The sequence below is a fragment of the Mammaliicoccus sciuri genome (genome assembly GCF_025561425.1).
Classification (GTDB): domain Bacteria; phylum Bacillota; class Bacilli; order Staphylococcales; family Staphylococcaceae; genus Mammaliicoccus; species Mammaliicoccus sciuri_A.
In genome coordinates this window covers 636,268-662,670 of record NZ_CP094824.1, presented here as the reverse complement: position 1 = coordinate 662,670, position 26,403 = coordinate 636,268, and the positions used below count along the sequence as shown (strand labels likewise).

General features: G+C 33.0%; 26 protein-coding genes and 2 pseudogenes. 8 read left to right on the top strand and 20 right to left on the bottom strand.

All coding sequences use genetic code 11. The annotated features are described in order from the left end of the window. Positions 1-53: 53 nt before the first annotated feature. The 8 genes from MUA60_RS03220 to MUA60_RS03185 form a co-directional block, all read right to left on the bottom strand. Positions 54-386: a DUF779 domain-containing protein gene (locus MUA60_RS03220; protein WP_262649699.1), complete on the bottom strand. Its 333-nt coding sequence runs from the start codon at positions 384-386 to the stop codon at positions 54-56. Next, positions 387-1,907, bottom strand: coding sequence for an acetaldehyde dehydrogenase ExaC (exaC, locus tag MUA60_RS03215; RefSeq protein ID WP_262649697.1), 1,521 nt, complete (start codon positions 1,905-1,907; stop codon positions 387-389). A 321-nt stretch (positions 1,908-2,228) separates the two neighbouring features. Next, positions 2,229-3,800, bottom strand: coding sequence for a GldG family protein (locus MUA60_RS03210; protein ID WP_262649696.1), 1,572 nt, complete (start codon positions 3,798-3,800; stop codon positions 2,229-2,231). An 86-nt stretch (positions 3,801-3,886) separates the two neighbouring features. Continuing rightward, on the bottom strand, positions 3,887-4,180 hold the full coding sequence (locus MUA60_RS03205) for a hypothetical protein (protein ID WP_025904725.1): 294 nt from the start codon (positions 4,178-4,180) through the stop codon (positions 3,887-3,889). 68 nt (positions 4,181-4,248) lie between these two features. Beyond that, positions 4,249-5,100, bottom strand: coding sequence for an SA0632 family lipoprotein (locus MUA60_RS03200; protein WP_262649694.1), 852 nt, complete (start codon positions 5,098-5,100; stop codon positions 4,249-4,251). A gap of 70 nt (positions 5,101-5,170) precedes the next feature. Beyond that, on the bottom strand, positions 5,171-7,213 hold the full coding sequence (locus MUA60_RS03195) for a cation:proton antiporter (RefSeq protein ID WP_262649692.1): 2,043 nt from the start codon (positions 7,211-7,213) through the stop codon (positions 5,171-5,173). An 18-nt stretch (positions 7,214-7,231) separates the two neighbouring features. Further along, a complete protein-coding gene (locus MUA60_RS03190) occupies positions 7,232-7,558 on the bottom strand; it encodes a GNAT family N-acetyltransferase (RefSeq protein WP_262649691.1) in 327 nt (108 codons plus the stop codon). A gap of 11 nt (positions 7,559-7,569) precedes the next feature. Further along, on the bottom strand, positions 7,570-8,322 hold the full coding sequence (locus MUA60_RS03185; protein ID WP_262650573.1) for a sulfite exporter TauE/SafE family protein: 753 nt from the start codon (positions 8,320-8,322) through the stop codon (positions 7,570-7,572). A gap of 143 nt (positions 8,323-8,465) precedes the next feature. Here MUA60_RS03185 and MUA60_RS03180 point away from each other — a divergent pair, with 143 nt between their 5' ends. Beyond that, a complete protein-coding gene (locus MUA60_RS03180; RefSeq protein WP_262649689.1) occupies positions 8,466-9,149 on the top strand; it encodes a DUF1129 family protein in 684 nt (227 codons plus the stop codon). 216 nt (positions 9,150-9,365) lie between these two features. On the opposite strand, the gene MUA60_RS03175 is transcribed toward MUA60_RS03180, so the two are convergent. From MUA60_RS03175 to MUA60_RS03150, 6 genes and pseudogenes are all read right to left on the bottom strand, one after another. Further along, complete coding sequence (locus MUA60_RS03175; RefSeq protein ID WP_262649687.1) at positions 9,366-9,920, bottom strand: hypothetical protein; 555 nt, start codon at positions 9,918-9,920, stop codon at positions 9,366-9,368. Positions 9,921-9,938: 18 nt separating this feature from the next. Beyond that, the gene (locus MUA60_RS03170; protein WP_262649685.1) at positions 9,939-10,466 is read right to left on the bottom strand and encodes a GNAT family N-acetyltransferase; all 528 of its coding nucleotides are present in this window, start codon (positions 10,464-10,466) and stop codon (positions 9,939-9,941) included. Positions 10,467-10,581: 115 nt separating this feature from the next. Further along, positions 10,582-11,286 (bottom strand): amino acid ABC transporter permease, encoded by a 705-nt coding sequence (locus MUA60_RS03165; protein ID WP_262649684.1) that lies wholly within the window; start codon positions 11,284-11,286, stop codon positions 10,582-10,584. 5 nt (positions 11,287-11,291) lie between these two features. Next, the gene (locus MUA60_RS03160; protein WP_262649682.1) at positions 11,292-11,987 is read right to left on the bottom strand and encodes an amino acid ABC transporter permease; all 696 of its coding nucleotides are present in this window, start codon (positions 11,985-11,987) and stop codon (positions 11,292-11,294) included. An 11-nt stretch (positions 11,988-11,998) separates the two neighbouring features. Then, positions 11,999-12,826: a transporter substrate-binding domain-containing protein gene (locus MUA60_RS03155; RefSeq protein ID WP_262649680.1), complete on the bottom strand. Its 828-nt coding sequence runs from the start codon at positions 12,824-12,826 to the stop codon at positions 11,999-12,001. Positions 12,827-12,836: 10 nt separating this feature from the next. After that, a pseudogene (locus tag MUA60_RS03150) lies at positions 12,837-13,580 on the bottom strand (amino acid ABC transporter ATP-binding protein). Between the two features lie 189 nt (positions 13,581-13,769). Between MUA60_RS03150 and MUA60_RS03145 the strand changes: the two are divergent. Together MUA60_RS03145 and nfsA are read left to right on the top strand one after the other, a co-directional pair. Further along, entirely contained in the window at positions 13,770-15,053 is a 1,284-nt protein-coding gene (locus tag MUA60_RS03145) for a homocysteine synthase (RefSeq protein ID WP_262649678.1), read from the top strand. 136 nt (positions 15,054-15,189) lie between these two features. Beyond that, on the top strand, positions 15,190-15,945 hold the full coding sequence (nfsA, locus tag MUA60_RS03140; protein WP_262649676.1) for an oxygen-insensitive NADPH nitroreductase: 756 nt from the start codon (positions 15,190-15,192) through the stop codon (positions 15,943-15,945). A gap of 53 nt (positions 15,946-15,998) precedes the next feature. On the opposite strand, the gene MUA60_RS03135 is transcribed toward nfsA, so the two are convergent. Both MUA60_RS03135 and MUA60_RS03130 read right to left on the bottom strand, forming a co-directional pair. Beyond that, a complete protein-coding gene (locus MUA60_RS03135; RefSeq protein WP_262649674.1) occupies positions 15,999-16,676 on the bottom strand; it encodes an ABC transporter ATP-binding protein in 678 nt (225 codons plus the stop codon). 2 nt (positions 16,677-16,678) lie between these two features. Continuing rightward, positions 16,679-17,731, bottom strand: coding sequence for an ABC transporter permease (locus tag MUA60_RS03130; RefSeq protein ID WP_262649673.1), 1,053 nt, complete (start codon positions 17,729-17,731; stop codon positions 16,679-16,681). A 180-nt stretch (positions 17,732-17,911) separates the two neighbouring features. Between MUA60_RS03130 and MUA60_RS03125 the strand changes: the two genes are divergently transcribed. Next, positions 17,912-18,331 (top strand): OsmC family protein, encoded by a 420-nt coding sequence (locus MUA60_RS03125; RefSeq protein ID WP_262649671.1) that lies wholly within the window; start codon positions 17,912-17,914, stop codon positions 18,329-18,331. Between the two features lie 55 nt (positions 18,332-18,386). Here the strand turns inward: MUA60_RS03125 and MUA60_RS03120 are convergent, their stop codons facing one another. Continuing rightward, positions 18,387-19,286 (bottom strand): DNA-3-methyladenine glycosylase family protein, encoded by a 900-nt coding sequence (locus MUA60_RS03120; RefSeq protein WP_262649669.1) that lies wholly within the window; start codon positions 19,284-19,286, stop codon positions 18,387-18,389. A gap of 138 nt (positions 19,287-19,424) precedes the next feature. On the opposite strand from MUA60_RS03120, the gene MUA60_RS03115 reads away from it, so the two are divergent. Together MUA60_RS03115 and MUA60_RS03110 are read left to right on the top strand one after the other, a co-directional pair. Continuing rightward, on the top strand, positions 19,425-20,324 hold the full coding sequence (locus MUA60_RS03115; protein WP_262649667.1) for an ABC transporter substrate-binding protein: 900 nt from the start codon (positions 19,425-19,427) through the stop codon (positions 20,322-20,324). A gap of 763 nt (positions 20,325-21,087) precedes the next feature. After that, complete coding sequence (locus MUA60_RS03110; protein WP_262649665.1) at positions 21,088-21,645, top strand: TetR/AcrR family transcriptional regulator; 558 nt, start codon at positions 21,088-21,090, stop codon at positions 21,643-21,645. Between the two features lie 81 nt (positions 21,646-21,726). Here the strand turns inward: MUA60_RS03110 and MUA60_RS03105 are convergent, their stop codons facing one another. The 3 genes from MUA60_RS03105 to MUA60_RS03095 all read right to left on the bottom strand — a co-directional run bounded on the left by MUA60_RS03105 (position 21,727) and on the right by MUA60_RS03095 (position 23,801). Next, positions 21,727-22,047: a hypothetical protein gene (locus MUA60_RS03105; protein WP_262649664.1), complete on the bottom strand. Its 321-nt coding sequence runs from the start codon at positions 22,045-22,047 to the stop codon at positions 21,727-21,729. Positions 22,048-22,110: 63 nt separating this feature from the next. Next, entirely contained in the window at positions 22,111-23,544 is a 1,434-nt protein-coding gene (locus tag MUA60_RS03100; protein ID WP_262649662.1) for a sucrose-specific PTS transporter subunit IIBC, read from the bottom strand. 122 nt (positions 23,545-23,666) lie between these two features. Further along, on the bottom strand, positions 23,667-23,801 hold the full coding sequence (locus MUA60_RS03095; protein WP_262649661.1) for a hypothetical protein: 135 nt from the start codon (positions 23,799-23,801) through the stop codon (positions 23,667-23,669). Between the two features lie 348 nt (positions 23,802-24,149). Here MUA60_RS03095 and MUA60_RS03090 point away from each other — a divergent pair. Both MUA60_RS03090 and MUA60_RS03085 read left to right on the top strand, forming a co-directional pair. Continuing rightward, positions 24,150-25,091 (top strand): annotated as a pseudogene (locus MUA60_RS03090) (agmatinase family protein). A 28-nt stretch (positions 25,092-25,119) separates the two neighbouring features. Then, positions 25,120-26,343: an Nramp family divalent metal transporter gene (locus MUA60_RS03085; RefSeq protein WP_262649659.1), complete on the top strand. Its 1,224-nt coding sequence runs from the start codon at positions 25,120-25,122 to the stop codon at positions 26,341-26,343. The last annotated feature ends 60 nt before the right edge of the window (positions 26,344-26,403 follow it).

Sequence of the window (26,403 nt, the reverse complement as noted above, 5' to 3'; positions counted from 1 at the left end):
TTTATCATATTCAAAAAAGGATGTACTAATATTTTAGCACATCCTTCAAAAAATTATGATCTTACTGAACTCCTAATGTGAAATCTCTTCCCAGTTGGGCCTTCTATACTAAACATACCGCCTCTTCCATCAACAACATCGACTTTTAAATTCGTATGTTTCCAATATTCATATTGCTTATTATTCATATAGAATGGGACACCTTCAATTTCACCTAATTTCACATCTATATCTCCAATAATTAATGTTCCTTCAACAAATAACATTGGAGAGCTACCATCACAACATCCACCTGATTGATGAAAAATAAGGTTTTCACCATGAGTTTTCTTTAATTCTCTAATGAGTGATTTGGCTTTTTCAGTAGCAGTGACTTGTTCAGTCATTTAGAACAGTCCTGCAGGCTTCTCGTCATAACTCACGAGTAAGTTTTTAGTTTGTTGATAATGTTCTAGCATCATCTTATGGTTCTCACGGCCAATACCACTCATTTTGTAACCACCGAAAGCAGCGTGAGCTGGATAAGTATGGTAGTTATTCACCCATACACGACCTGCTTGGATACCTCTACCAAAGCGATAAGCTTTATTTTGGTTTCTAGTCCAAATACCTGCACCTAAACCATATAAAGTATCATTCGCCATTTCTAATGCTTCTTCATCATCTTTAAATGTTGCTAATGATAATACTGGTCCAAAGATTTCTTCTTGGAATATTCTCATATTTTGTGTGCCTTTAAATATTGTTGGTTCGATATAGAAACCATTTTCTAATTCTCCAGCTTCTTCTCTTACATTACCACCAACTAATACTTCTGCACCTTCTTGTTTACCAATGTCTAGATAGCTTTTAATTTTTTCAGCTTGTTCTTGTGAAGTTTGTGCACCAAGCATTGTTTCTGGATCTAGAGGATTACCTGTCTTAATTTGTTTTACACGTTCGATACATTTTTCGATAAATTTATCATAAATATCTTCATGTACCAACGCTCTTGATGGACATGTACATACTTCACCTTGGTTAAGTGCGAACATTACTAATCCTTCAACAGCTTTATCTAAGAAATCATCATCTTCATCCATAATATCTTTGAAGAAGATATTTGGTGATTTACCACCTAATTCAAGTGTTACTGGAATTAAGTTTTGACTCGCATTTTGCATGATGATACGACCAGTAGTTGTTTCACCAGTAAATGCAACTTTATTAATATTTTCATGTGTCGCTAAAGCTTGTCCTGCTTCTGCACCAAAACCATTTACAACATTAATCAAGCCTTCTGGTAATAAGTCTTGAATCATTTCAATAAGATGTAAAATAGATACAGGTGTTTGTTCTGCTGGTTTAAGTACAACAGCATTACCTGTAACGATTGCTGGCGCTAACTTCCAAGTAGCCATTAATAATGGGAAGTTCCATGGAATAATTTGACCTACAACCCCAATAGGTTCCTTAAAGTGATACGCTACTGTATTGTCGTCAATTTGAGAGATTGCCCCTTCTTCTGCTCTGACAACACCAGCAAAGTATCTAAAATGATCCACAACTAATGGTAAATCAGCTGCTAGACATTCTCTAATAGGTTTACCATTATCAAATGTTTCAATAACTGCTAATTCTTCTAAATTTTCTTCAATACGATCAGCTATATCTAAGAGTAATTGCGAATGTTCAGCTGGCGATTTTTTCGCCCACTCAACTTGTGCTTTATGTGCTGCTTTAACTGCTTCATCTATGTCTTCTTTTGTAGAACGAGGAATTTTTGCATAAACTTCACCAGTTACTGGTGATCCATTATCAAAGTATTCACCATTTTTAGGATCCACCCATTTACCACCGATAAAGTTCTGATACTTGTCTTTAACTTTGTATTTTGTATTTGCTGCCGTTGGATATTCAAAAGCCATATTAAAACGCCTCCCTTAAATTAATTACACTTTAATTTTAATCTAGGAAAACGCTTACATCAACTAAAATGGATTTTACATTATTAATAAAAATTTAAATAAAAAGTTACAAATATCTATATGTAAAAAGCGTCTGGAGCATAAACTTATGCCCAGACGCTTCATTATCGTTATATGAAATTTATTGGGAGAGTGTGCTAACTGTCATAATTCCGAATTCTGGTAGTTAGAATGCTGTAACTTCCATTATTCTGAATTCTGGTAATTAGGTAGGCGCTCACTTAAAGACATTTCTCAGAATTCTGTCCCTAACGACATCCGTTATTGTACATTTAATGTGGTTTTGGCTATCACGTTTCCGCCTGATAAGACTTCAACTTCTACTTCGTTATCCGCTTCGTTTGCTATTTTGGATTTAAAGTACCAATCGGTTACACCGTTTTTAATTTTTGGTGATACTGAACTTGAAACACCTGGTGCTTGTCCGTCGAACATACCAACTTCTTGTCCGTCTTTATTTTTGATCGACAACTGGAATTTATGATTTACTAATTTCGATTCATCGACATGGACTGTTATTTGAAATTTCTCTTGTTTCTGAACGGATGATGGCATTTCAAATGCACCTTGGTCACTCTTAGATGTTTGATCATTATTTTGTTCTTTTGAACGAGATGTTGTTGATTGATCATCTTTATTATTCTTACTTTCTGAGTTTGCACCATAACTTCCAGATGCATAAGTTGATGAATCATACCATTTATATCCTTGTTTAGGTGTTCCCCAAGGTTCTTTTTCATTTTCTCTACTGTTCTCTGGTTGTTCAAAATTTAACAACTGCGTTTTTTCATCAAGTTGAACATTCATAGATGATAAATCTTGTTGGTCATCTTTTTTATTTAACCATTCTACAATTTGCATAATCATTTTTTGGTTATCTTCTTCTTTAAATCCATCATAAGTCTTTTTAGTTTCTCCATTGTCTTCACGTTTATACTTTGGTGACTTATCTTCTACCATTGAAGAATCACCTATGAATGCGCCTTTACCTTTAGATACTTTACTCACAGCAATATATGGACCTTCATTGCGGCCGCCACCATTGTATATACCTTGGTCTACAGCATGATTCCATGCATCATCTTTTGATAATTTAGGAACAAAAGCGACACCTTTTGCTTTATTAGGATTTGTAATGGCGATTGTTGAACCGGCATGCATCGATACTGCTTTAACACCTTTAGTAATTCCAAAGCTATCTTTTTCATCTGCTAAATCATCTACTTTAATGTTACCTAATGCATTGTATCTAAATCTTAAGCCAAACACTTCGTTCAAGAAATCTCTACTTTGAACATCTTTCATCTTATCTGAGGAGCTTTCCTCAGCATTCATGCCTTTTGTAGGATTATCAAAAGCACCTCTTCTATAACCGTTCATCACTTCTGAAGAATCATATCGATTAAAGTTTCTATCGGCATTATAATGGTCACTAATCATTAATATACTTCCACCAGACTTCACATATTGCTCTATAGCATCTTGTTCACTCGCTTTAAGTGGATTATTAGCCTCTGGAATAACAACGACTTCATATTTTTTCATCTTGTCATAATCTAATAATTGGTTATACCCTAAATCTGTTACTTCATAGTTTTCTTTAGTTAATGCATCAGCAAAATCAGAAAAGCCACCATTGATGACCCAATCTGCACTTCCTGCTGTTTGACCATGCGCACTATCAAACAAGACTTTCCCTTTAATGTCATCACTTTTAGGTGATAATACAATTTTTCCATCTTTGCCTTCTTTCTCAGTTGCGTCATTTGAACAACCTGCAATAACAAAGACAATCAGTGTTATTAAACTCAATATCGACAGTTTAGACTTCATTATATTTCTCCTTATGTATAAAATATGGAGCGAGTGAAAAATCTTTTAAACTTAAAAGATTTCATCATCCCGCTCCGTTATGTGTACTATGCTTTTCTAATATATGTTAGCAGTTTAATTGTTACAGGATCAGTATCATAATTTTTAAAGCCTCTAGGAACTTCAATCGTTGCATCAATCAAATCATTAACGTCGTTAAAACGATATGTCACTTGATTAATATTAGATTTGCGATTAAAAATTACTGCTTCTGATGGCCAACTTCTAACCTCACCTGTTGTTGATTGTAATGTTCGACCTGTGATTGTTTCGATTTCATGACCTAATTCTAATAATGTCATTTTTCCGCCTTCAATCAGAACAAATTCTTTTTCGTGCACGATGACATCCCTCTTTTCAAATAATCCTTTGTTGTTTATTCCCTAATACAATTCAATCTAAACGCGACCTATAAATCTAATTTAAATGATTTTACTTTATCAGTTGCATCATCAAATGTAGCTGTTTTACTCACGCCACCGTGTATATTGAAAGTAGCACGGTTATTTTTAAGCGCTTCATAGGCTTTTTGAGAAATTGGAATAGATTTTAAACTTTTTGTCTTTTCACCAGGCTGATATTCATCTGTATTTTCTTTAGACTTTTTCATGTACTTTTCATTGTGAGAGTCTGGTATAAATGATGCATAATCAGATCGTTGTTTATGACTGCCATCTTGAATAGATGCCGTATTATCATAGTATAACTTATGATTTGAAGTATTTTCAGTTAATACTTCATACATCACGACATAACCATTTTTTGCACCGTTAAACAGTAAGACCTGTCCTTCAGGCATGTTACGCACTTGAAAAATTTGCAAATGATCAATATTGACTTTCATGCCACTGTCTTCAAATTGAAAATGTTTATCTTTAAGATCATGAATGAGTTCAACATCTCCATTTGTTGACGTTCGAATTGTATTAGGAAATGGCTTTTTTGCTGAGTCCTCTTTACTTTCAGCACTTGATGTTTCTTTTTTGTCTGAAGAATCTTCTTTGCTATCTTTAGATTCTTCTGTATCTGTTTGATTACTTTTCACTTCATCTTCAAGTTTTTTTAATTGTTCTTCTTTATCTTTAATACTTTCTTTTAACTTTTCATTTTCTTTTTCTAAAGACTTTTTATCTTTTTGATAATCTTTAGTCGATTTCTCTAAAGATTTAATTTCTAGTTCTAGATTTTTCTGTTCATCATCATTGCCACACGCTGCTAGAATAATTGATGAGCTCACCATAAGTAAAAGTGCCTTCTTCATAGGTGTCGCCTCCTATATATAGTCTTAAACATTTTACCACACAACATGTAAGCTATCTATTGAAAACAAACTATATGCTGTTACCAAGAACAATCATTTCATCATAATTAACAGATTCTCTTAGTTTGAAGGCCATCGAACGACTTACTTTACCTTCTTCTGTTAATTGATTAATCATTTCTCTTTGAATTCTTAATGCGTAAATTTCCATTTCTGTATAAACAGCAGTGTGATTGCCTTTAAAGTAATCAGGCGTTAATCTTTCAACTTTGTTTAAGTATGAATCACATACAATACTAATTTCAAATTCATTGTTGTCATTCATTTCTTCGGTTAATCTTTTAACAACATTGAAATGCACTTCTTTACTGATAAATCTCATCTCTTTAATGTTACTTTCAATTGAAAGAGAACTTGTAGCATTGATGAAAGTTTTAATTTTTCTACGTCTAACAAATAATTTCAACATTAACTTCACTTTTGTATATAAAGAAGCATTTTTAAATGTTGAAGAACGTTCAGTAATTTGTCTGTAGTTATCAAATGTACTTTGAGATATTTTATTTTCTTTAATGAGTTTATCCAACGTATTGAATTCAGTATCAATCGCAATGCGTTGCATACGTTCTAACTCTTTAATATCTTCGTCTTTTTCTTCATTTTCTCTTAAAAATGATAATTGCATATGATAACTACGTGTGATTTTACCGTAAATATAACTTGTTTCTTTGCTGTAAAATTCTTGTAGATTTTTTAATGCACTTTCAATTAATAAAATTTTAGCTTCGTTAAATGTTAGCAAACTTTGATCTTTCGGTTTAGCTTTTGGTGTAACGAGCGGTAATATTAATTGTGCGAGTACCAGACTGATTAAAATAACACCAGTTGCGATAAACAATAGATTGTCGCGATAAATAAAATCAGTGTGTTCTGACAATTTAAATGGCAACATCAATGCGATTGCTAATGAAATGGTACCGTGAACACCACAAATCGTCATAATAAAGGCATATTTAAAGCGATTTGGTTTATCTATTTTTGATTCTGGCGCAATATCTTTACCCGTATTTAACATTTTAGAAAATCGACTTTCTGGTAAATAGAAATATGGATATGAAATAAGTACCCAAATATATCTAAATAGATACACTAATGCAGCTACAAATAGTGTAATACCAATAACATGCATAATTTCATGTTGTGGTTCTTCTAATATATTAATCATGACTTCAGGTATTAAGAAACCTAATAAAATAAATACAAAACCGTTTAATAAATAGCTCAGTAAATCCCATGTATGATTATATGTTACTTGCTCTTTCGTCGTTGCTTGTGCAATTCTATCTTTTTCAACACCGTGAATTAAACCTGCAACAACTGCAGCAATAATACCTGATGAATGGAATGTTTCAGCAATAATATAAACTAGAAACGGTGTAATAACCTGGATGAACGTCAACATATTACCGTTATTAATTCCATTTCGAGTTAAATAAACACGTAACTGTACAACACCATAACCAATAATTAGACCAACAATTGCGCCACCGATTGCAGTTATAAAGAACTGTCCAACTGCACCAGTTAATGAGAATGAACCGCCTACTAATGCGGCTAAAGCAATCTTAAATGATAAGATACCTGCAGCATCATTTAGTAAAGATTCACCTTCTAATATAGTCATAGACCCTTTAGGCAATATTTTACCTTTCGCAATAGCTTGAACGGCTACCGCATCTGTAGGTGACACGATTGCACCAATTGCAAAACATGCAGCTAATGGTAATTCTGGCCAGATAATATGTAATAAGAAGCCGAGACCAATAACTGTTGAGAATACAAGTACTAATGCCATAGACATAACGGGTTTCAAATATCTCGCTAAATGGAAACGTGATACCGAAATACCTTCTAAAAATAGCAACGGTGCGATAATCCCTACCATAAATACTTCTGACTCAAAGTTTAATTCAACTGGAATTGGAGATAAGAATATAACAAAACCAATTATGATTTGAACAAAACTTAAAGGTATCTTAGAAATATAATGATGTATGATTGAGCTTAGGATGATACCCATGATGAACCATAAGAAACCTTCAAATATGGCCATAAAATTCCTCTCTTCTGATTAAAATAACTTTTTACGCATAATAACTTTTTCAACTTCGTAGTCCATTGATTCATTTATTTGAATCATTGTTTTATTGTGAGCATGGACTGTTGAAACAATGGTATACGCACCCATATCTTTCGCCCATATAAAACCGATACATTTATCTTGAATTAAAGCACCTTTCAAAACACTCTTCTCATATTCTAGAGACCGCTTTATCGCTTCATATTCCAATAATGTAGCAAGTTTCAAGCTTTGATTTTCGTCTTTAAATGATGAAGCAGCCATTTCACTAATGCTATATATCGTTGCGTCATCTTCTATATTTTTTATGACAACCATTTTTACCCTACCTAATTATTTTCGATTAATAATTTAATTGCTAAAATAAATATAATAATAAACATCATGATTTTTAATTTCTTTTCAGGTAAAGAAACTGTTAAACGACCACCTATAAAGCCACCTAGTCCTGAACCAAGTGCTAAACTTATGGCAAATGGCCAATTAACATAACCTTGAAAAATAAAAACAAATGTAGATAATGATAAGTAAATCGTTATAACTAACGTCTTCATACACTGAACTTCAGCATAAGTCAGTCTTGGCATAATTAAATTTAAAGCTATAATAAATAGAAATCCTACAGCGGCTTGAACAATGCCACCATAAATACCAAGTGCTAGAAAAACAATAATGAGAAGTACAATTCTAAAGACAGATAATTTTTCAGATTGATTTTGCGTATCTTTCCATCTGGTAGGAATAATCATAACGATTAAAACGAGAAGCATAATAATACCTAACATGCGGTTAAAGACAGCATCCGGAAGATTTATAGCGAAATGAACGCCAATGAAAGAGCCAATAATAGCAGGCACACTTAACATTAAGCTCAACTTAACATTTTTCATGCCTTTTATATAAAACACATATAACGCTAATAAATTTTGAACGAAAATCGCAACCCTGTTCGATGCGTTCGCAACAGTAGTTGGTAGTCCAAAAAATATAAGTAATGGCAAAACAATTAATGAGCCACCAGCAGATACGATATTAATCGTTCCTGCAAAAACCCCTACTAAAAAGATAATAAATAATGTCATGATTTCCAAGACTACACCACCTGTTACATTTAATAATATCGAAAAATGAATCATCTGTAAAAAGTATAAACCTCAAATTTGTAATGTTTTATTAGAAAATACTTGTTAGAATAAAATTATTGATAACAGAAAGGAAAACGCTGATGAAAAAATCAACACGCGACCTTATAATAGAAAACAATGTAAAACGATTAAGACTCAATAGTCACGATAGAGAAGTTTATGAAAATTATATAACATACGTACGTGCAAATTTGAGCATCAATGAATATGACTCAGAGAAAATGTTACTTAACATACTTAATCATTTATTAAGTGCCGAAAAAGACGGCATGCATGCCATGGAATTTTTTGAACACGATCCAAAAAAACATGCCGATACGATGATTAGAAATATGCCAAATAGAACATTCCAGAATATATTTAAATTTATCGGCTTACATATCATTATTTTGTTAGGTGTATTCTCATTCATAAGAGGATTTACAGGATTCTTCACACAAGTTGAATTCACTTATCTTTACACATTCCTCATCACCTTTGTAACAGGATTTACGATGATTTTCATATTTATATGGATGATATTTAAAGTCGTTCAAATACGAATATATAGCGAATCCAATTGGACAACCATGATTACTAATATATTGATATTCGGAACATTAGTAGTGACGATATTAGCCTTTTATTTACCAGGTGTCTATTTACAATTAGGACCTAAAATATATACATCGAATTGGGCATTTATTATACTTTCATTCGTACTAACACCACTCGGATTATATATAGATCACCACAGAAAAATAGACCAACCAGATTCAAGGTAAATAGGACAAGCGGAACAGGACAATGGAGCAGAACAAGCGGAACCATAATCAATGATGGTTCCGCTTGTTTCATTTTATGTGATAATAGGAAATTACCAGGCCGATAATTTATTTTATCGGCCTGGTAATCTCATTTTCGGGTCGATATTTTTATTTATCGGCCTGCAAATCCCATTTTCGGGTCGATAATTTTATTTATCGGTCCAGAAAGTCACCTCATATAACAAAAATTCCTATATATAGAATTAAAAATATCAATAGTGTTTCAATATTTATGAAAATCACATTAGGACTAATGCCTTTCTTGTATCTTGTTACATAATTTATAAGGATGCCAATATAATAGACAATCGTTATGCCCCATATTAGAACTAATAATCCTATCCCATAGTCATTGTTTTGAATTAAATGTATGCCTAATAGTAATAACCAAACTGATTTCAGTATATTACCAGTTACCTCTAATGGGTCAGATACAATTTTGAACATTTTATCTATGGTTTCTGATCTAAACAAATTCGTATAAGCTAATAAATCACAAATCACTTGTAGAAACATCGATACACTCATCAGTATTGTAAATATCAATCCTAATACCAATACAATGGCATTTAAGTTCCCTTCAAGTTTTGCATAATAAATTAAAGGAATTTGGCTAAAACAGATAAAGATTATTGTAAACATCGTATGAATAATATAGAATTTTTCATTTTTAATTAAGTAATTAGCCAATAATAACAAACATATATAAACACCCAACCCTACTAACACCATGCTGCTCACCTGTCTTTAATAGTTTTCATTTACGATGGCATATAGGTAATGGTCTTTCCATTCGCCATTGATTCTTACGTTAGATCTGTTTAGTCCTTCGCGTGTCATGCCTGCTTTTTCTGATACTCTAACTGAACCTATATTTGTTGGTTGTACGCCCGCTTCAACTCTATGGAATCCTAATTCATTAAATGCCATACGAATGACTTCTTTTGCTGCCATTGTTGTAATAACTTTTCCGTTATATGCTGCGTCTAATGCATAACCCATCATACAGCTTTGAATATTGTGTCTGACGACTGCAAATAAATCTATCGTTCCGATTACTTTATTATCTTCTTTATGTACAATGACATAGTGATAGCCTTTATCTTCAGTCATATCTTGTAAATGTTTATCGATAATTTTTCTGTAATTATAGAGTTGATAGTCTGAATCTTTTCTGTCTGCTGCTGAATATGTTTCAAATAGTGCTCTATTTCGTACATCTATATCTAATAATTCACTTGCGTCTGTCATTTCTACTGGTCGGATTTCAATCATGGTGCACCCCCGATATTTATTTATCTATTAGTATACACTTATACGATTTAAAGTTATAAAAAAACAAGGTCATAGAGTAAATTTCCTAGGAAATGATAATCTATGACCTTGCGCTTTATGTTTGATATAAATACTTTCCAACTCTGTTTTCCATCTTGCCAAAAATCCATTCGAAAAAGATAGCCATAATCCAATATATTGCACTTGCTATAATATATACTTCAACAAAACGATAACCATCGTTAGCAATAATTTGGCTGATTGCAAGTATTTCTGTTACTTGTACGACAAACGCGATAGCTGTCCCTTTAATTAAAGCAATAAATTGATTACCTAAGTTTGGAATTGCATAACCTAAAGCTTGAGGTATCACAATTCTCATGAGTATATGACGCTTTCTAAGTCCAACTGTGAGTGCCGCTTCTATTTGTTTATCATCAACACTTCTTAAACCACCACGCATCACTTCTGTCAAATACGCAGCTGAATGTAATGTAAATACAAATAATACGATTGCTAAAGGATTTATGCCACCTGGATTGATATTCAAATGCCACATTTTGTTTAACCACTCTATGACTACAGGTGTTCCATAATAAAAAGCAAACAACTGAACAATAAGTGGTGTTGATCTGAAGAATGAAACAAATATGACAATAAGTTGATTAATAACTGGATACTTAGCTTGTCTTATTAATGCAAAAGCAGTACCGATCACTAAACCAATTACCATACTGACAACTGCTATTAATAACGTTGTTGGCACACCTTTTAAAATATCTCCAACATGTTCGTACATAAAAGGAAAATCTATCGTCAAATTGCTCACCTCATTTGTTCAGTTTGATATGGAATATTGTATTTCTTTTCTAAAAGCATCACGATAAACTCGACTATGATACAGATTACCCAGTAAATGATACAAATCGCGACATATACGGGAAACATACCTAGTCCGTAGTTATTACCGATAATTAAATTTACTCGTCCCATCATATCGATTAAACCGATTGTAAACGCTAATGATGTGTCTTTAATCAGTTCTATAACTTGATTACCGATGTTTGGTAAACTATTTCTAAATCCTTGTGGAATAATAATTCTTAATAAAATCGTACGATCATTAAGACCGACTGTTTTCCCAGCTTCAATTTGTCCTTTATCAACAGAGTTATATCCAGCTCTCATCACTTCTGATAAATATGAACCAGTATGCAGCGTGAATGTCAAAATAACAAAGAAAAGTCTACTAAAATGATTAATATCAATGTAAACCCACTGCAATATGATTGGTAACGCAAAATATACTAAAAATAGTTGTAATATAAGTGGCGTACTTCTGACAAAGGATACATATAATTTTACGATTTGAGATAGTGCAGGTACTTTTTTGATTCTAATAACTGCTAATATTAGTCCCAATATCATCGCAAATAAAAGAGAAAGAACGGTTATTAACAATGTAATTGGTAGTTTATCCAGTATTTGCACAAACAAATCTGGCCAAGTAGTTGTTCCCATATGTCTCCTCCTTATAAGCGGTCTTTAATATCATTTAATGACTCTTTATCATCAAACATATTAAATCCAAACCATTTTTTAGATAAGTCCACTAGCGTACCATCTTCTTTTAATTCTTTAGTCGCTTTGTCTATATCTTTTTGTAATTGCGTATTTTTCTTGTTATATAAAATATGAACAGATTCTTTTGACACAATGCCACCAACTTTTACATCAGCATTGAGTTCTTTTTGAATTGCTTGGTAAGTTGTTAAGTTTAAGAACATGGCATCTCTTCTTTTAGATTCAATCATTTTGAAATTCTCACCATTTGAAACTTTATGAATTTCATCAATATCGATTTGATTATTATGTGTCTTGTTGTAACCTGTTAAGATTGAATATAAGCCGCCACTTGGTGACATAGGCGTCAGTCTTTCATGTTGTAAGTCATCTAAAGTTTCAATATCATTTGTATCGTTATGTACAATAAGTGTTGTTAAAGAATATACATAAGGTTCTTTTTGATATAAGAATTTCTGCTCTCTTTCAGGCGTTTTGAAGAACCAATTAATACCCATATCAAATTTACCAACACCAATACCAACAACGTTAGATTCTTCTTCTCCAAATTCATATTGGAAATCATACTGTGGTAATTTCTTTTCAAGTGCTTTCATGTAACCCATATCGTATCTGACTGGTTTATTTTCACTATCTGTATATAAATACGGCGGATTGACTTCTGCAGATAAAGCCACTTTGATAACTTTTTTGCCGTTATTTTCTTTCGTGATTGTTCCGCAACCAGATAAAGAAATGATGAGCATCATCAAAATCAATAATTTAATATACTTCATTCTTTACCTCCTACAATCCGACTGGTGTTAAACGACTTAAGAATGTTCTCGTACGTTCAGACGCTGGATTATCTATAACGGCTTCTGGTGTTCCGCTTTCAATAATTTCACCTTTATCCATAAACACAACTTGATCAGATACTTCTTTCGCAAATTGAATTTCATGCGTTACAATAACCATCGTTCTACCTTCGCTTGCGATTTCTTGAATAATATTTAACACACCTTGTACAGATTCCGGATCAAGTGCTGAAGTTGGTTCATCTAATAACAATACTTCAGGCTCAATACTGAGCGCTCTCACGATACCTACTCGTTGCTGTTTCCCACCTGACAATTGAACAGGATAAACATCTGCTTTATCATCTAAAGATACTTTTTTAAGATATTTCATAGCTTTCTCTTTAGCATCTTTCTTCTTCATTCCTTGTCCGTATATCAAACCTTCTGTAATGTTTTCTATAATTGTACGGTTTTTAAACAAATTATAGTGCTGAAAGACCATTGCAGATTGACTTCTTAAGCGCGTAACATCCTACTTTTGATAATTTTCCACATCGAACTTACAATTCCCGAGTTCAATCAATCCTTTATATGGTGTTTCAAGCATATTTAAACTTCTTAGTAGCGTCGTCTTCCCCGATCCACTTGGCCCAATAATTGTTGTGACGGTACCTTTTTCTTGTTCAAAATTTATATTTTTCAAAATTTCTTGTGTACCAAATTTATGATACAACCCTTCAACTTTAAGCAAGTCATCCACTCCCGAACGTAATAATATGTTGAATTTATCACAACTATTCTTATAAGTAAAGTCGGTTTTAATCTAAAAATGCATTTTAACAGGCTTTATAAAATTTCCTTATCTTTTAACTCGGATTTAATTGAATTTTTTAAATTATCTGACTATAATGGCATATATAACTTAAGGAGGTATTTTTTAATGACACAAGAAAATTGGAATAAAGAGACATTAGCAATTCACGGTGGTCAAGTACCTGATCCTGTAACAGGTTCTACAGCTGTACCTATTCATCAAACAACTTCATATACGTTTAAATCTACTGAACATGCGAAGAACTTATTCGCTTTAGCTGAAGAAGGAAACATATATTCTCGAATTATGAACCCAACAAATGATGTATTCGAGAAACGTATCGCTTTATTAGAAGGTGGACTAGCAGCATTAAGTGTTGGTAGCGGTCAAGCAGCCATTACGTTGAGTATATTAAATATTGCAGAAAGTGGCTCTGAAGTAGTCGCATCTACTAACCTATATGGTGGTACATATAATTTATTTGATGTAACTTTAAAGAAATTTGGCATTAAAGTACATTTTGTAGACCCAGATGATCCAGCAAATTTTGAAGCAGCAATCAATGAAAATACGAAACTTATTTTCGCTGAAACAATTGGTAACCCACGTATAGATGTATTAGATATTGAAGCTGTTGCTAAAGTTGCTCACGATAATGGTATTCCATTAATCGTTGATAATACATTTGCTACACCTCACCTACTACAACCAATTAAATATGGTGCTGACATCGTTGTCCATTCTGCGACTAAATTTATTGGTGGTCACGGTACATCAATTGGTGGTGTGATTGTAGATAGTGGTCAATTTAACTGGGATAATGGCAAATTCCCTGGTTTAGTTGAACCTGATCCAAGTTATCATGGTGTATCTTATGTTAATGACGTTGGTGCAGCTGCATACATTACGAAAGCACGTGTACAATTATTGCGAGACATTGGACCAGCACTTTCTCCATTTAATGCACAACAATTCCTAATCGGACTTGAAACTTTACATTTAAGAACAGAACGTCATTCTGAAAATGCTCAAAAAGTTGCAGAGTTTCTAGAAAATCACAAAAAAGTAAGCTGGGTTAATTATCCTGGGCTTAAATCTAATCAATATCACGAACTCGCAACTAAATACTTACCTAATGGCCAAGGTGCCATCTTAACATTTGGTGTTAAAGGGGATTCAGAAGCAATTCCCGAATTTGTTGAAGCACTGAATTTATTCTCTTTACTAGCAAACGTTGGTGACTCTAAATCACTTATCATACATCCAGCAAGTACAACACACCAACAATTAACAGACGAAGAACAACTTGCATCAGGCGTTACAAAAGACTTAGTCCGCTTGTCCGTTGGTACAGAATCTAGCGAAGACATTATTAAAGATTTAGAACAAGCGTTAAATAAAATTAAATAAGTTTCACTTAATAAGTGTTTAGGAGATCATTTAACATCTTAAACGCTTTTTTTATTTAAAGCACCTTATATGAATATTTTTAATATTTTTGATAACATTTATATATCATGAGTATTATAAAGGAGCACTGAACACAATGAATCAAAGCGTATTTGACTTAACACAACAGCATCGATCTGTTAGACATTTTAAAGATGAACCTCTTTCTAAAGAGACTGTAGAAAAATTAGTAAAAGCAGGACAAATGGCTTCAACTTCAAGTTACGTTCAAGCTTATTCTATTATTGGTATTACAGACCCAGAAATTAAACAAGCATTAAAAGAAGTATCAGGGCAACAACATGTTGTCGATAACGGTTATTTATTTGTGTATGTTATAGATTATTACCGTCATAGTTTAATTAACGAAGAAACACAAGGAAACATGCAACCTAGTTTTGAGTCAGCTGAAGGCTTGCTCGTTGGTACGATAGATGTTGCACTTGCTGCACAGAATGTAGCTTTAACTGCTGAAGATATGGGCTTAGGTATTGTTTATTTAGGCTCATTACGTAACGATGTTGGTCGAGTGAGTGAGATATTAAACTTACCTGAGCATGTCTTCCCTCTATTCGGTATGGCTGTCGGTGTACCGAGCGATGACGATCAAGGGTCACCTAAGCAACGCTTACCATTTGAACATGTATTCCACGAAAATCAATATAGTGCCGACAAAGAACAACAACTTAGTCAAATTAAACAATATGACAAAGACATTCAAGAATATTATGAAAAACGTACCCAAGGCAAGCGCTCAGAATCTTGGTCAGAACAAATTAAGAATATGATGAGCAAAAAAACAAGACCAGATATTCTAGAAAAATTAAATTTAAAAGGATTTATTAAAAAATAAACATACAAAAAACGGCTGTGAGATGCTTAACAATCTCCAGCCTCTTTTTCTAATTATGATACTTGTTCCTCAATTCTTCCGTCACTTAATTTAATCACTTTATCTGCAAATTCAAATATTCTTTCATCATGTGTAATAATAATACCAATTGAATTATTTTCTTTCACACTATTTTTAATCATTTTTGCTACTTCTATTGCACGTTTTGAATCTAAACTTGCAGTAGGTTCATCTGCCAAAATCATTTTTGGATGATTCATCCAAGCTCTCATAATTGCAACACGTTGTTTTTCCCCACCTGACAATTCATTTGGATATGATTTGAGTCGATGAGATAAACCAATTTGTTTTAATAATTTTTCAGCTCTTTCTTTAGCATCTTTTTTACGCATACCAGCCATTTCACCAACATAAACAAGTTGATCTGTAACATTTAAATATGGTATTAAGTGTGATGATTGAAAGATAAACCCTATTTGATTCAATCTCATATCTGTTAATTTTTTATCTGATAAGTCTACATAAGCTAAATCGTCTAAGGTTATTTCTCCTGAGCTTTTGCCAAGTAATCCACCAATAATAGAAAGTAATGTAGATTTCCCTGAACCAGAAGCGCCATTCAAAATAACAAGCTGTCCTTTTTCTGCTGTAAATGTAATGTCATTTAATACTTGTGTTTTTGCTTCATTTTCTCCGAATGATTTTGTAACATGTTCAACAACTAACCCCATTATTATTCTCCTCCTATAGCTTCAAGTGGTTCGATTTTTGTCACTTTTATCAGTGATAATACGGCGCCGATTAATGAAACAACGATGAATACGGCTACCATTAACATCATTAAGTTTGCGTCAATATAGAATGGCATTGAAACTGGCATCACACTGTTGATGATGAATATAACGGCAATAGATAAGACCACGCCTATTAATGTGATCATCAGAATTTGGAACATTAATGATGCGATAAGTGATATGTTTTTTGTACCGATTGCTTTTAAAATACCAAATTGGCTTGTTTTTTGAATTGTCATAACATAGAAGAATGCCGTAATAACAATAGCTGAAATAACGAATAAGAATACAATCATCAAGTTCAATGGTTGTTGTTCTGCGTTATAACTTGGAATGGCATTTAACATGTCATCTTGTGAAATGACTTTAACATTGTCTACATCGTTGATTTCATTTTTTTGATGATCATTCAAGTTGTCATATGCAATGACTGAAATATGATGACCTTTCAACGCATCCATACCATTTTCATTTACATATGCCATAGATGTATGTGAGAACATGATATTATCAGCGAATCCTGAGATTTTATATGATTGACCGCCTTCTGATAATTTAATTTCGTCCCCTACTTTAAAGCCGTCTGCTTTTAATTTTTCATTCAATAACACTTCGTTTTTATTTTGTGGTAAATGTCCTTCTGATGGTTTCGGTTTAATGTTATTTGTCATTTGTGTAAACATTAAATCCGTTTTCCCGCTTTTAGTATCAATTTTTTGCATTGCTGTTTTGATTGTGTCGCCTTTAGCGATTGTATTAACAGCGTCATCAGTTTTCGTCGTAATATTAGACTGACTCAAGTTATTGTCGGCATCACTGGCAATTACGTAAGTACTTTTATTCCATTGTTCAATTCCCGATACGTTCTCTTTAGCTAATCCTTGTGCTAAAGCTGATATAAATAACACTAAAAATGCTAATAAGAATAAAATTAATGTTACGAGTAGATATTTAAATTTGTAATAAGTAAGCTCTTTAAGTGCTAGTTTCATGTCTATCCGTTCCTCTCTCTTTAATGTATATACATATCATAACGAGGCAATATGAACTGAATATGAACAAAAAGACATAAAACAAATTTTTTTATTTTAGTGAATGATTATGGGAAAGACGATTTACTAGTCTATATTATTTGAAGTTGATACAATTTAAAAAAAGAGGAGGAGAGCTTAATGATGAAGTCTACGTGGCAAGGTAAGAAAACTTTTAAATCACAATCCAAATTTGGTCATGATATCATTTCTGATGCACCAACAGAATCAGGTGGAGATGACAACGGTCCATCTCCTGTTGAACTTATGCTAAGCGGTTTAGCTGGATGTACTGGAATTGATGTTACCAATTTAATGAAAGAACGTTTAGCACAAGTTACAAAATTAGAAATTACTGTAGATGATGAAAGAGAAGATACAACATCTCGAGCAGTGAAACATGTCACATTAATTTTTGATGTCGAAGGTGAAGTGGATTTAAAAAAATTAAAGCGATCTATAAAACTGAGTGTCGAAAAATATTGTACGGTTGCACATTCTTTAAAAGCAACTATTGAACCGAAACTTATCTTTAATGGTGAAGATCAAACTTTAGACTAAACAATAAGAGTTGGATGAAATACCCTATTTATCATAGAGATTTCAATCCAACTCTTTAATTTTGAATATGTGGTGCTCGCCATATATAAAACGTTGCATAAGAACTCCACTCATGCCAACCTTCATTCAAACTTAACATTTGTTCTTTAGATGGTTTCTTATCTAAATTCAAGATGTCTTTCAATGCGTTTTGTAAACCAACATCCCCGATTGGAAAAGCATCCTGAACACCTAACGCACGCATCATAACATAATGTGCTGTCCAAGGACCAATCCCTCTAATTTTAATAAGTGTGCGCTCAATTTCATTTGTATCTTCAATATCCATTAACATGTCTTTAGATAACATTTGAGAATGCATTCTTTTCGCAATATCTATTAAATATTCTGCTTTTCTTCTTGAGAATTTCAAATCCATTAACTCTTGAACTGAAACATTCGCAATCACTTCAGTTGTAGGATGGATGTAATAAGCTTTATGGTTGTAAGTTATTTTCTCCCCATAAGTTTGAACAAGTCTCTTTTTAAGTTGGTATGCAAATGTTAAATTAATTTGCTGTCCAATTATGCCCCAGGAAATAGCTTCAAATAAATTTGGAATTCTAATCAACCTTAAACCATATAATTCCTGGATTAACGGCTTTAGTATTTCATTTTTTCTACCATATTGGTAAAACGATGATAAATCTGCTGAGAAATCGAACCATTCTTCTATAAATGCAATTATTTTTTCAGTAAGTGCGGGATTTAAAGAAACATCATTTAAAATCTCAACAATTAAATAATGACGATGATAATAAATACACATCAACAGGCGCTCGCCTTCTAAATTAATCGCACGATAAATTTTATGATCTTCAACTTCAAATAACACTTCATTCTCATCTCTTTTTAAATAATCTAAGCATTTTTCATAGTCGAATATTTTAGGACATTCTATTCTAATTTCATGCATGAGACATCACCTCCATCGTTACAGTTTATTATCCGTTATTTACAATTAATACACAAATTTAAAATTAAAAAAAATGGATACTATTTAACAAATTAACATGATATAATTGAAAGTAATTATCAATTAGGAGAGAGAAAAATGACAAAAAAATTACTTGTATTCCTCGCTACATTGTTACTTATATTAGCAGCTTGTGGCAACAAAGATGATGACTCATCTAAAAGCAAAACTCACAAATATAAAACAGATGAAGGTAAAACAATTGAGATTCCTAACAATCCAAAACGTGTAGTCGTATTAACAACTAACCAAGGTAACTTCCAAAAACTTGGAGTTGATCCAGTCGGAACAGATGCTGATTTCCCTAAATCAAAATATGTTGACGATAAAGACGGGAAACGTGTTGGTTCTGAAGATATTGAAGCTGTTACAAAGCTTAAACCAGATTTAATCATTACTTATAATGCTAACCCACAAATTAAAAAATATGAAAAAATAGCACCTACTGTACCATTCGACCACAGTAAACGTACTTTTAAAGAGGTACACATTGAAATCGGGAAATTATTAGGTAAAGAAGATAAAGCTAAAGAACAAGTTAAAGAATTAGAAGATATCATGGCTAAAGACGCGAAAGAAGTTCAAGATAAAATTGGCAAAGACAGCACAGTTTCTATCATGGAAGTTGGACCTAAAGAACTTACATTAATCGGTAAGAACTTTGGTAGAGGTTCAGAAGTCATTTATCAAGGATTTGGATTCAAACATCCAGAAGCAGCACAAAAAGACATCCCTAAAGAAGGTTGGTTAACAACTTCATTCGAAAACTTTAATAAATACACTGGTGATTATTTATTAATCCCAACTGAAAATGGAAAAGCACCAAATTCTTCATTAACTAAAGGTAGCATTTGGAAAAACACACCAGCAGTTAAAGAAAATCACGTGTACTACTATCCAAGAAATGAATTTATGTATTCAGATCCAATTTCAATCGAAAAACAATCTAAATACTTCAAAGATATGTTAACTAAATAATAAAGCAGGGAGCGGGACAGAAATCTAATTTATAAAAAAGATTTCGTAGTCCCGCCCCGGCAAGGATGACTAGAGTTGAAAAAGCTTGGTACAAGCGCATTTCAATTCAGTCATCTACTGCCAAGATACTACAAGAGACTGAGACATTACATTATGTCCCAGTCTCTTGTATATATATGGGGCTGTTGCGAACACTTCTGGCTAAACTTGTTCATAACGAGGGCCTTGTGAACACTTTCGACCAAACTTGTTCATAACGGAGTTGTTAGTTACAAAACTCCGCTGAACTGTTACTAACACACTCGGTATTTGCACTTCTCATCAAAACTGCTAATAACGACCTCAGTATTTGCACTTCTCAACAAAACTGCTAATAACTACCCCAGTATTTGCACTTCTCAACAAATCTGCTAATAACTACCTCAGTATTTGCACTTCTCTCCAAAACTGCTAATAACGCACTCAATATTTGCACTTCTCATCAAAACTGCTAATAACAACCTCAGTATTTGCACTTCTCTCCAAAACTGCTAATAACGCACTCAATATTTGCACTTCTCATCAAAACTGCTAATAACTACCCCAGTACTTGCACTTCTCAACAAAACTGCTAATAACGACCTCAGTATTTGCACTTCTCTCCAAAACTGCTAATAACGACACGCTCCCATACAAAACTCATATCAACTGTAATTCACAACCTCCCTATTTGCATTTCATAAGTTTTATGCATACACTGTATATTAAAGGAGTGGAATTTATTTTGACTAAACAAACGGATTTACGTGTGATTAAAACTAAAAAAGCACTCACTGAAACATTAATCTCGATTCTTAAAGAGAAAAATTTCTCAGAAATTACTGTAAATGAAATTTGTCATGCTTCTCTTATACATAGAACAACATTTTACAAGCATTTTATGGATAAGTTTGATCTCTTACAATATGCATTAAGCGAATATACGAAAGATTTCTTTGAATTAGATTTATACGACCGTCTACATCATCCGTTTCAATCGATGGAAAAGGCATTTATCAGTGAGCTAGGCGACGTATTTGAAAAGCAAAAAGATAATAGTGATACTGCATTTATGGATGAAATTCTTAAACACTTCATTGAAGTATTTAGTAAAGATTTCAAAAATAATATTGATAAAGTTACGACTCCAACCCACATACCACAATCTTTACTTCCATTTATTTATGGATCTAATTTAGCGGCAATTATACATTGGTCTGAATTAGCAGATGGTGATATAGACTTTAAAAAGCTTGATAAAATATTTAACGAAATCAATATAATTAGCATGAATAACGGTTAATTAATTTCATCATTTGCATATAAAAAACCTTTCAATTTAGACCAGTTATGGTCTTCATTGAAAGGTTTTTAACGATGTTATTTATTGTTGAACAAGATTGTTAACGTAATCTTTGAATGCTTCTTTGTCGCCTTCTTCAATATCAATCATTGCAACTTTTCCTTGAGGGAATTCAATAAATAATACACCTTTATCTTCTATTGTAACGGCTTTGATATCTTGATAACTAAATACTCTTTTATAAGGTTCACCGTTCATATCAACGCTCATAATAACACGTTCGTTTGTTGTAATATATGCCCCTTTAAATTGGCTTTGTTCGCCTACTTTATAAATAATTGTTCCTAATACACTTGGACCAACTTTTTCTGTAGGATATAATTCAATTTCATTTAATTTCATGTTCAATACCTCCATTTAATAACTACTTCTATTGTACGAAATAATGAGAGGTCGTAACAAATATTATGATTGCACATCTCTATATGCTTTTCTTCTAGATAATACAATTGTAACAACGAATGCGACAACAATTGCTATCACCATACCGATAATATAGTTAAACCAACTACCTGGAGCTATAGAAATAAATCCTGGTAATCCGGCTGTACCGAGTGCAATAGCTTTTACTTTTGTTGCAGCTACATAACAAGAACCTACACCTGACCCTATAATCGCACCGATAAATGGATAACGTAACTTTAAGTTTATACCAAACATAGCAGGCTCTGTAATACCTAACAATGCAGAAATACCTGCTGCTGAAGCAGTACCTTTCATTTTATGATTCTTCACAATAAAGAATGCTGCGAGTGTTGCTGCCCCTTGTGCTACGTTTGACATTGCTGCAATTGGGAATATAAATGATCCGCCTGTATTTGCTTTATCTGCAATCAATGTTGTTTCTATAGCGATAAAGCTATGATGCATACCAGTAATAACAATCGGTGCATATAATAATCCAAATAATAATCCACCGATTGCGCCACCCGTTTCATATAACCAAGTTAAACCGTCAGATAAGAATGTCCCTGCAGTTCGTGTAACTGGTCCAACGACTAAAAATGTAACAAATGCTGTAAAGAATAATGACAGTAATGGTGTTAATAAATTATCTAAAGTAGAAGGAATCACTTTTCTAAATCCAATTTCTAACTTAGCAAGTATGTAAGATGCGACTAATATAGGTAACACTTGCCCTTGATAACCAACCATTTTGATTGAAAGTCCAAATATTTCCCATGTTGGGATTTCGTCGCCTTTTACTAAAGCTTTAGGATAATCATAACCATTCATTAAACTAGGATGTACAAGTATCATACCAAGTGCTGCACCGAGAAATGCATTTCTTCCAAACCGCTTCGCTGCACTAAACCCTATTAGAACTGGTAGAAATACGAATGGTGCATTAGCGAAAACATTAATCATATTAGCTAGACTTGCAAATTGACTATGTACATCAATAAATGACGCTTTATCATAAAATAAATCTTTAGCTGTCAAAATATTATTAATCCCCATTAATAAACCACCTGCTACAATTGCAGGAATAATAGGAACAAATATATCTGATAACATTTTTACAAATTGCTGAATCGGATTTAATTTCTTAGTCGATTTTTCTTTTACTTCTGATGTCGTAGATGCCTCTAACCCTGTTAAAGATTCCATTTCCGCAAAGACTTTATTTACCGTTCCAGAACCTATAATAATTTGGTATTGACCGCCCGTTGAAAAAGTCCCCTTAACAACATCCATATCATTTAATTGATCTTCATTTACTTGAGACTCGTCTTTTAATACAAGTCTTAAACGTGTGGCACAATGCGCAATAGCTTCAATATTATCTTTCCCACCTATTGCTTCAGTAATATTCTGAGCTTCCTTTTTATAATTCATTCATTTCACTCCTTATTTATACCGCCCTTTTTGGTACCGGTACCAAAAAGATTCAAAAAATATATTAACATGATATGATTGTAAGCGGTTCCATTAAAATTGTCAACGCTACGAATGTAATTTTACTGATTTAAATTAATATAACCATCTCTAATTTTTTTGCCATTTTCATTAAATGTTTCAACATAACCTCCTTCACTAACATAGTATGATCCTAGTAGTTTGCCATCTTTACTTGAATATGAAAATCCAAACACATCACCTTTCTTCCATATAACGATCAGAAAAATCCTGTGATAAAACATTAATTTTTGGCATTTCTTTTTTACTTTTCTGCTGTTTATTATTGGATTTCGTAGGTTTTTTGATTGTGATTTTGAGGATTTCCTATTGTGAGACTACATCCTGTTAAGAGCAATATAGCAGTAATCATCCATACACATTTATATATCATGATTATAAATCCCTCCAATCATTTTAAGTAAAATATAATTAATATATTAAAATTAATATTCCCTTTTTCAAAAATAATATTCAGAAAAGTTTGAAAACGAATGATTACTTTTATATAATGTGAATAAATGATCGAAAGGAGAACTTTTACAATGACAGAACGAATTTATGGCAATACACCTTGCTTTTTAGGTGGTAAAAACTTAACAAAAGAAAAAGATTATTCCACAGACGTTCTCGTATATGGCGTCCCTTTCGAAGGACCTTGCACTTGGGGAGATTATACAGGGTGTGAATTAGGGCCGAAACAAATTAGATTATCTTCTGCTAGATATAGCGGATATTTACCTGAATTAGATCACATAGATGTACATAAACATTTATCAATCGGCGATGTAGGTGATGTTTCAACTGTACCGCATGATGTTGATCAAACGGTTCAGAACATTGAAGTATTTGCTGAAGATTTATGGAAATCTAATAAATTTTTAGTTGGCTTAGGTGGCGACCACGGTATCACCTATCCAATTTTAAAAGGATTAACGAACACCGGGAAAAAAGTAGGCATTATTCATTTAGATGCGCATTATGATAATATGCCTCACTATGAAAATGAACAATTTGCGCGTAATACACCTTTCATGAGGTTGTACGAAACAGAAGGCATTAGAAACGAAAGCTTAATTCATACTGGTATTCATGGACCTCGTAACCAGCCTGAAACGGGACAATTTGCTAAAGAAAATGGTGCGGTTACTATCACAATTAATGAAATTAAAGAAACATCTGATTTACGTTAGTTTGCGCGTGATATTTATGCACAAGCAAGTAAAGATGTTGATGTCGTTTACTTAACGATTTGTAGTGATGTACTTGATTTCGCTTTTAATCCAGGTGGACCTGTTGATGGTAATGGTTTAACAAGTTATGAACTATTAACAATGATTTACGAATTTGGAAAGTTAGGTCTTATTGGTATGGACTTTGTTGAAGTTTATCCAATGCAAGATGCGAATCAGAACTCTGCTCACTTTGTATCAACTGCTGTACTTTATGTATTAGCTGGCCATATTAAGTACTTAAACAAAGTTTAATGCCTTACTAACGAAGGGATGACAAGATATGACTGAAAAGAGAGAAAGAAGTAAGTTTAGTATTTTTGGTCCCGGAATGATTATTACTGCATCATTTGTTAGGCCTGGTACCGTTACAACCATGACTCAAGGTGGTGCAGGATTTGGATACAGCTTACTTTGGGCAGTAGTCTTCTCAATCATCGCAACGATTGCACTTCAAGAAATGGTTGCTCGATTGGCGTTTGTTACAAATGAAGGTTTAGGAGAAGCTATACGGGATATTTTTAATCACCAATTACTTAAACTCATCACAGTTTGGTTCAGTATGATTGCTGTCGCAGTTGGTTGTGCGGCATACATATCGGGGGATTTATTAGGGACATCGTTAGGTGCTGCCTATTTACTAGGCATTCCTGAAAATTATATTGCACCTGTCATTGGTATCGTTATTTTGTTAATCGGGTTAAGCTGTAGTTATGATTTAATAGAAAAAGTTATGACCGTACTCGTGCTCATTATGGGTGTCATTTTTATAACAACAGTAATCGTTATTCAACCAGATTTCGGTGCTGTCTTAAAAGGTGCCTTCATACCAAGCATACCTAACGGCTCATTATTAACCATCATCGCACTAATTGGTACAACAGTAGTACCTTATAATTTCTTTATCCATGCCAGTTCTATACATGAACGATTTAATGGTATAAAAGATTTAAGAATTGTAAGAATCGATACAATTGTTGCGATAGGATTAGGTGGACTGATTTCTGCTGCCATACTGATTACTGCAGGCACACTCATCCATGGGAAAGAAGTCTCAAGTTTAGTCGAATTATCTGAACCACTTAAGCCAATTTTAGGTGACTTTGCGCCTATTTTCATGAGTGTTGGCTTATTCTCAGCTGGTTTATCTTCAGCAATTGCCTCTCCAATGGGTGCTGCAGCAACAATCAGTAGCTGTCTCCGTTGGAAAGGTGGCGTGAAAAGTAAAAAATATAGACTCGTGTTCGCAATCGTTATTTTCATAGGTATCATCACCTCTTCACTCGGATTCGAACCATTAGAAGTCTTACTCATTGCACAAGCATTAAATGGCATCATTTTACCACTCATCGCAATATTAATCTTTGTAATATTAAATAAGAAGAATATGATGGGTAAATTTCCAAACGGCATCGTCCTTAACATCATCGGACTATTTGTCGTACTCGTCGTATCATTTTTAGGTGTTTACAGTTTAATAGATGCTATACAAAGCTTTATCGGATAAATCAAAAACCCCCTCACTACTCCACATAGTGAGGGGGTTTTGTCTAAAAATATAACATTT

Excerpts from the sequence above, each read along its gene's own strand:
- MUA60_RS03145 (WP_262649678.1), top strand. The coding sequence starts at position 13,770 with ATGACACAAGAAAATTGGAATAAAGAGACATTAGCAATTCACGGTGGT.
- MUA60_RS03100 (WP_262649662.1), bottom strand. The coding sequence starts at position 23,544 with ATGAATTATAAAAAGGAAGCTCAGAATATTACTGAAGCAATAGGTGGG.
- MUA60_RS03180 (WP_262649689.1), top strand. The coding sequence starts at position 8,466 with ATGAAAAAATCAACACGCGACCTTATAATAGAAAACAATGTAAAACGA.
- MUA60_RS03130 (WP_262649673.1), bottom strand. The coding sequence starts at position 17,731 with ATGAAACTAGCACTTAAAGAGCTTACTTATTACAAATTTAAATATCTA.
- MUA60_RS03185 (WP_262650573.1), bottom strand. The coding sequence starts at position 8,322 with ATGACATTATTTATTATCTTTTTAGTAGGGGTTTTTGCAGGAACGATT.
- MUA60_RS03160 (WP_262649682.1), bottom strand. The coding sequence starts at position 11,987 with ATGGGAACAACTACTTGGCCAGATTTGTTTGTGCAAATACTGGATAAA.
- MUA60_RS03210 (WP_262649696.1), bottom strand. The coding sequence starts at position 3,800 with ATGAAGTCTAAACTGTCGATATTGAGTTTAATAACACTGATTGTCTTT.
- MUA60_RS03135 (WP_262649674.1), bottom strand. The coding sequence starts at position 16,676 with ATGGGGTTAGTTGTTGAACATGTTACAAAATCATTCGGAGAAAATGAA.
- MUA60_RS03200 (WP_262649694.1), bottom strand. The coding sequence starts at position 5,100 with ATGAAGAAGGCACTTTTACTTATGGTGAGCTCATCAATTATTCTAGCA.
- MUA60_RS03125 (WP_262649671.1), top strand. The coding sequence starts at position 17,912 with ATGATGAAGTCTACGTGGCAAGGTAAGAAAACTTTTAAATCACAATCC.
- nfsA (WP_262649676.1), top strand. The coding sequence starts at position 15,190 with ATGAATCAAAGCGTATTTGACTTAACACAACAGCATCGATCTGTTAGA.
- MUA60_RS03105 (WP_262649664.1), bottom strand. The coding sequence starts at position 22,047 with ATGAAATTAAATGAAATTGAATTATATCCTACAGAAAAAGTTGGTCCA.
- MUA60_RS03220 (WP_262649699.1), bottom strand. The coding sequence starts at position 386 with ATGACTGAACAAGTCACTGCTACTGAAAAAGCCAAATCACTCATTAGA.
- MUA60_RS03170 (WP_262649685.1), bottom strand. The coding sequence starts at position 10,466 with ATGATTGAAATCCGACCAGTAGAAATGACAGACGCAAGTGAATTATTA.
- MUA60_RS03195 (WP_262649692.1), bottom strand. The coding sequence starts at position 7,213 with ATGGCCATATTTGAAGGTTTCTTATGGTTCATCATGGGTATCATCCTA.
- MUA60_RS03115 (WP_262649667.1), top strand. The coding sequence starts at position 19,425 with ATGACAAAAAAATTACTTGTATTCCTCGCTACATTGTTACTTATATTA.
- MUA60_RS03190 (WP_262649691.1), bottom strand. The coding sequence starts at position 7,558 with ATGGTTGTCATAAAAAATATAGAAGATGACGCAACGATATATAGCATT.
- exaC (WP_262649697.1), bottom strand. The coding sequence starts at position 1,907 with ATGGCTTTTGAATATCCAACGGCAGCAAATACAAAATACAAAGTTAAA.
- MUA60_RS03120 (WP_262649669.1), bottom strand. The coding sequence starts at position 19,286 with ATGCATGAAATTAGAATAGAATGTCCTAAAATATTCGACTATGAAAAA.
- MUA60_RS03085 (WP_262649659.1), top strand. The coding sequence starts at position 25,120 with ATGACTGAAAAGAGAGAAAGAAGTAAGTTTAGTATTTTTGGTCCCGGA.
- MUA60_RS03155 (WP_262649680.1), bottom strand. The coding sequence starts at position 12,826 with ATGAAGTATATTAAATTATTGATTTTGATGATGCTCATCATTTCTTTA.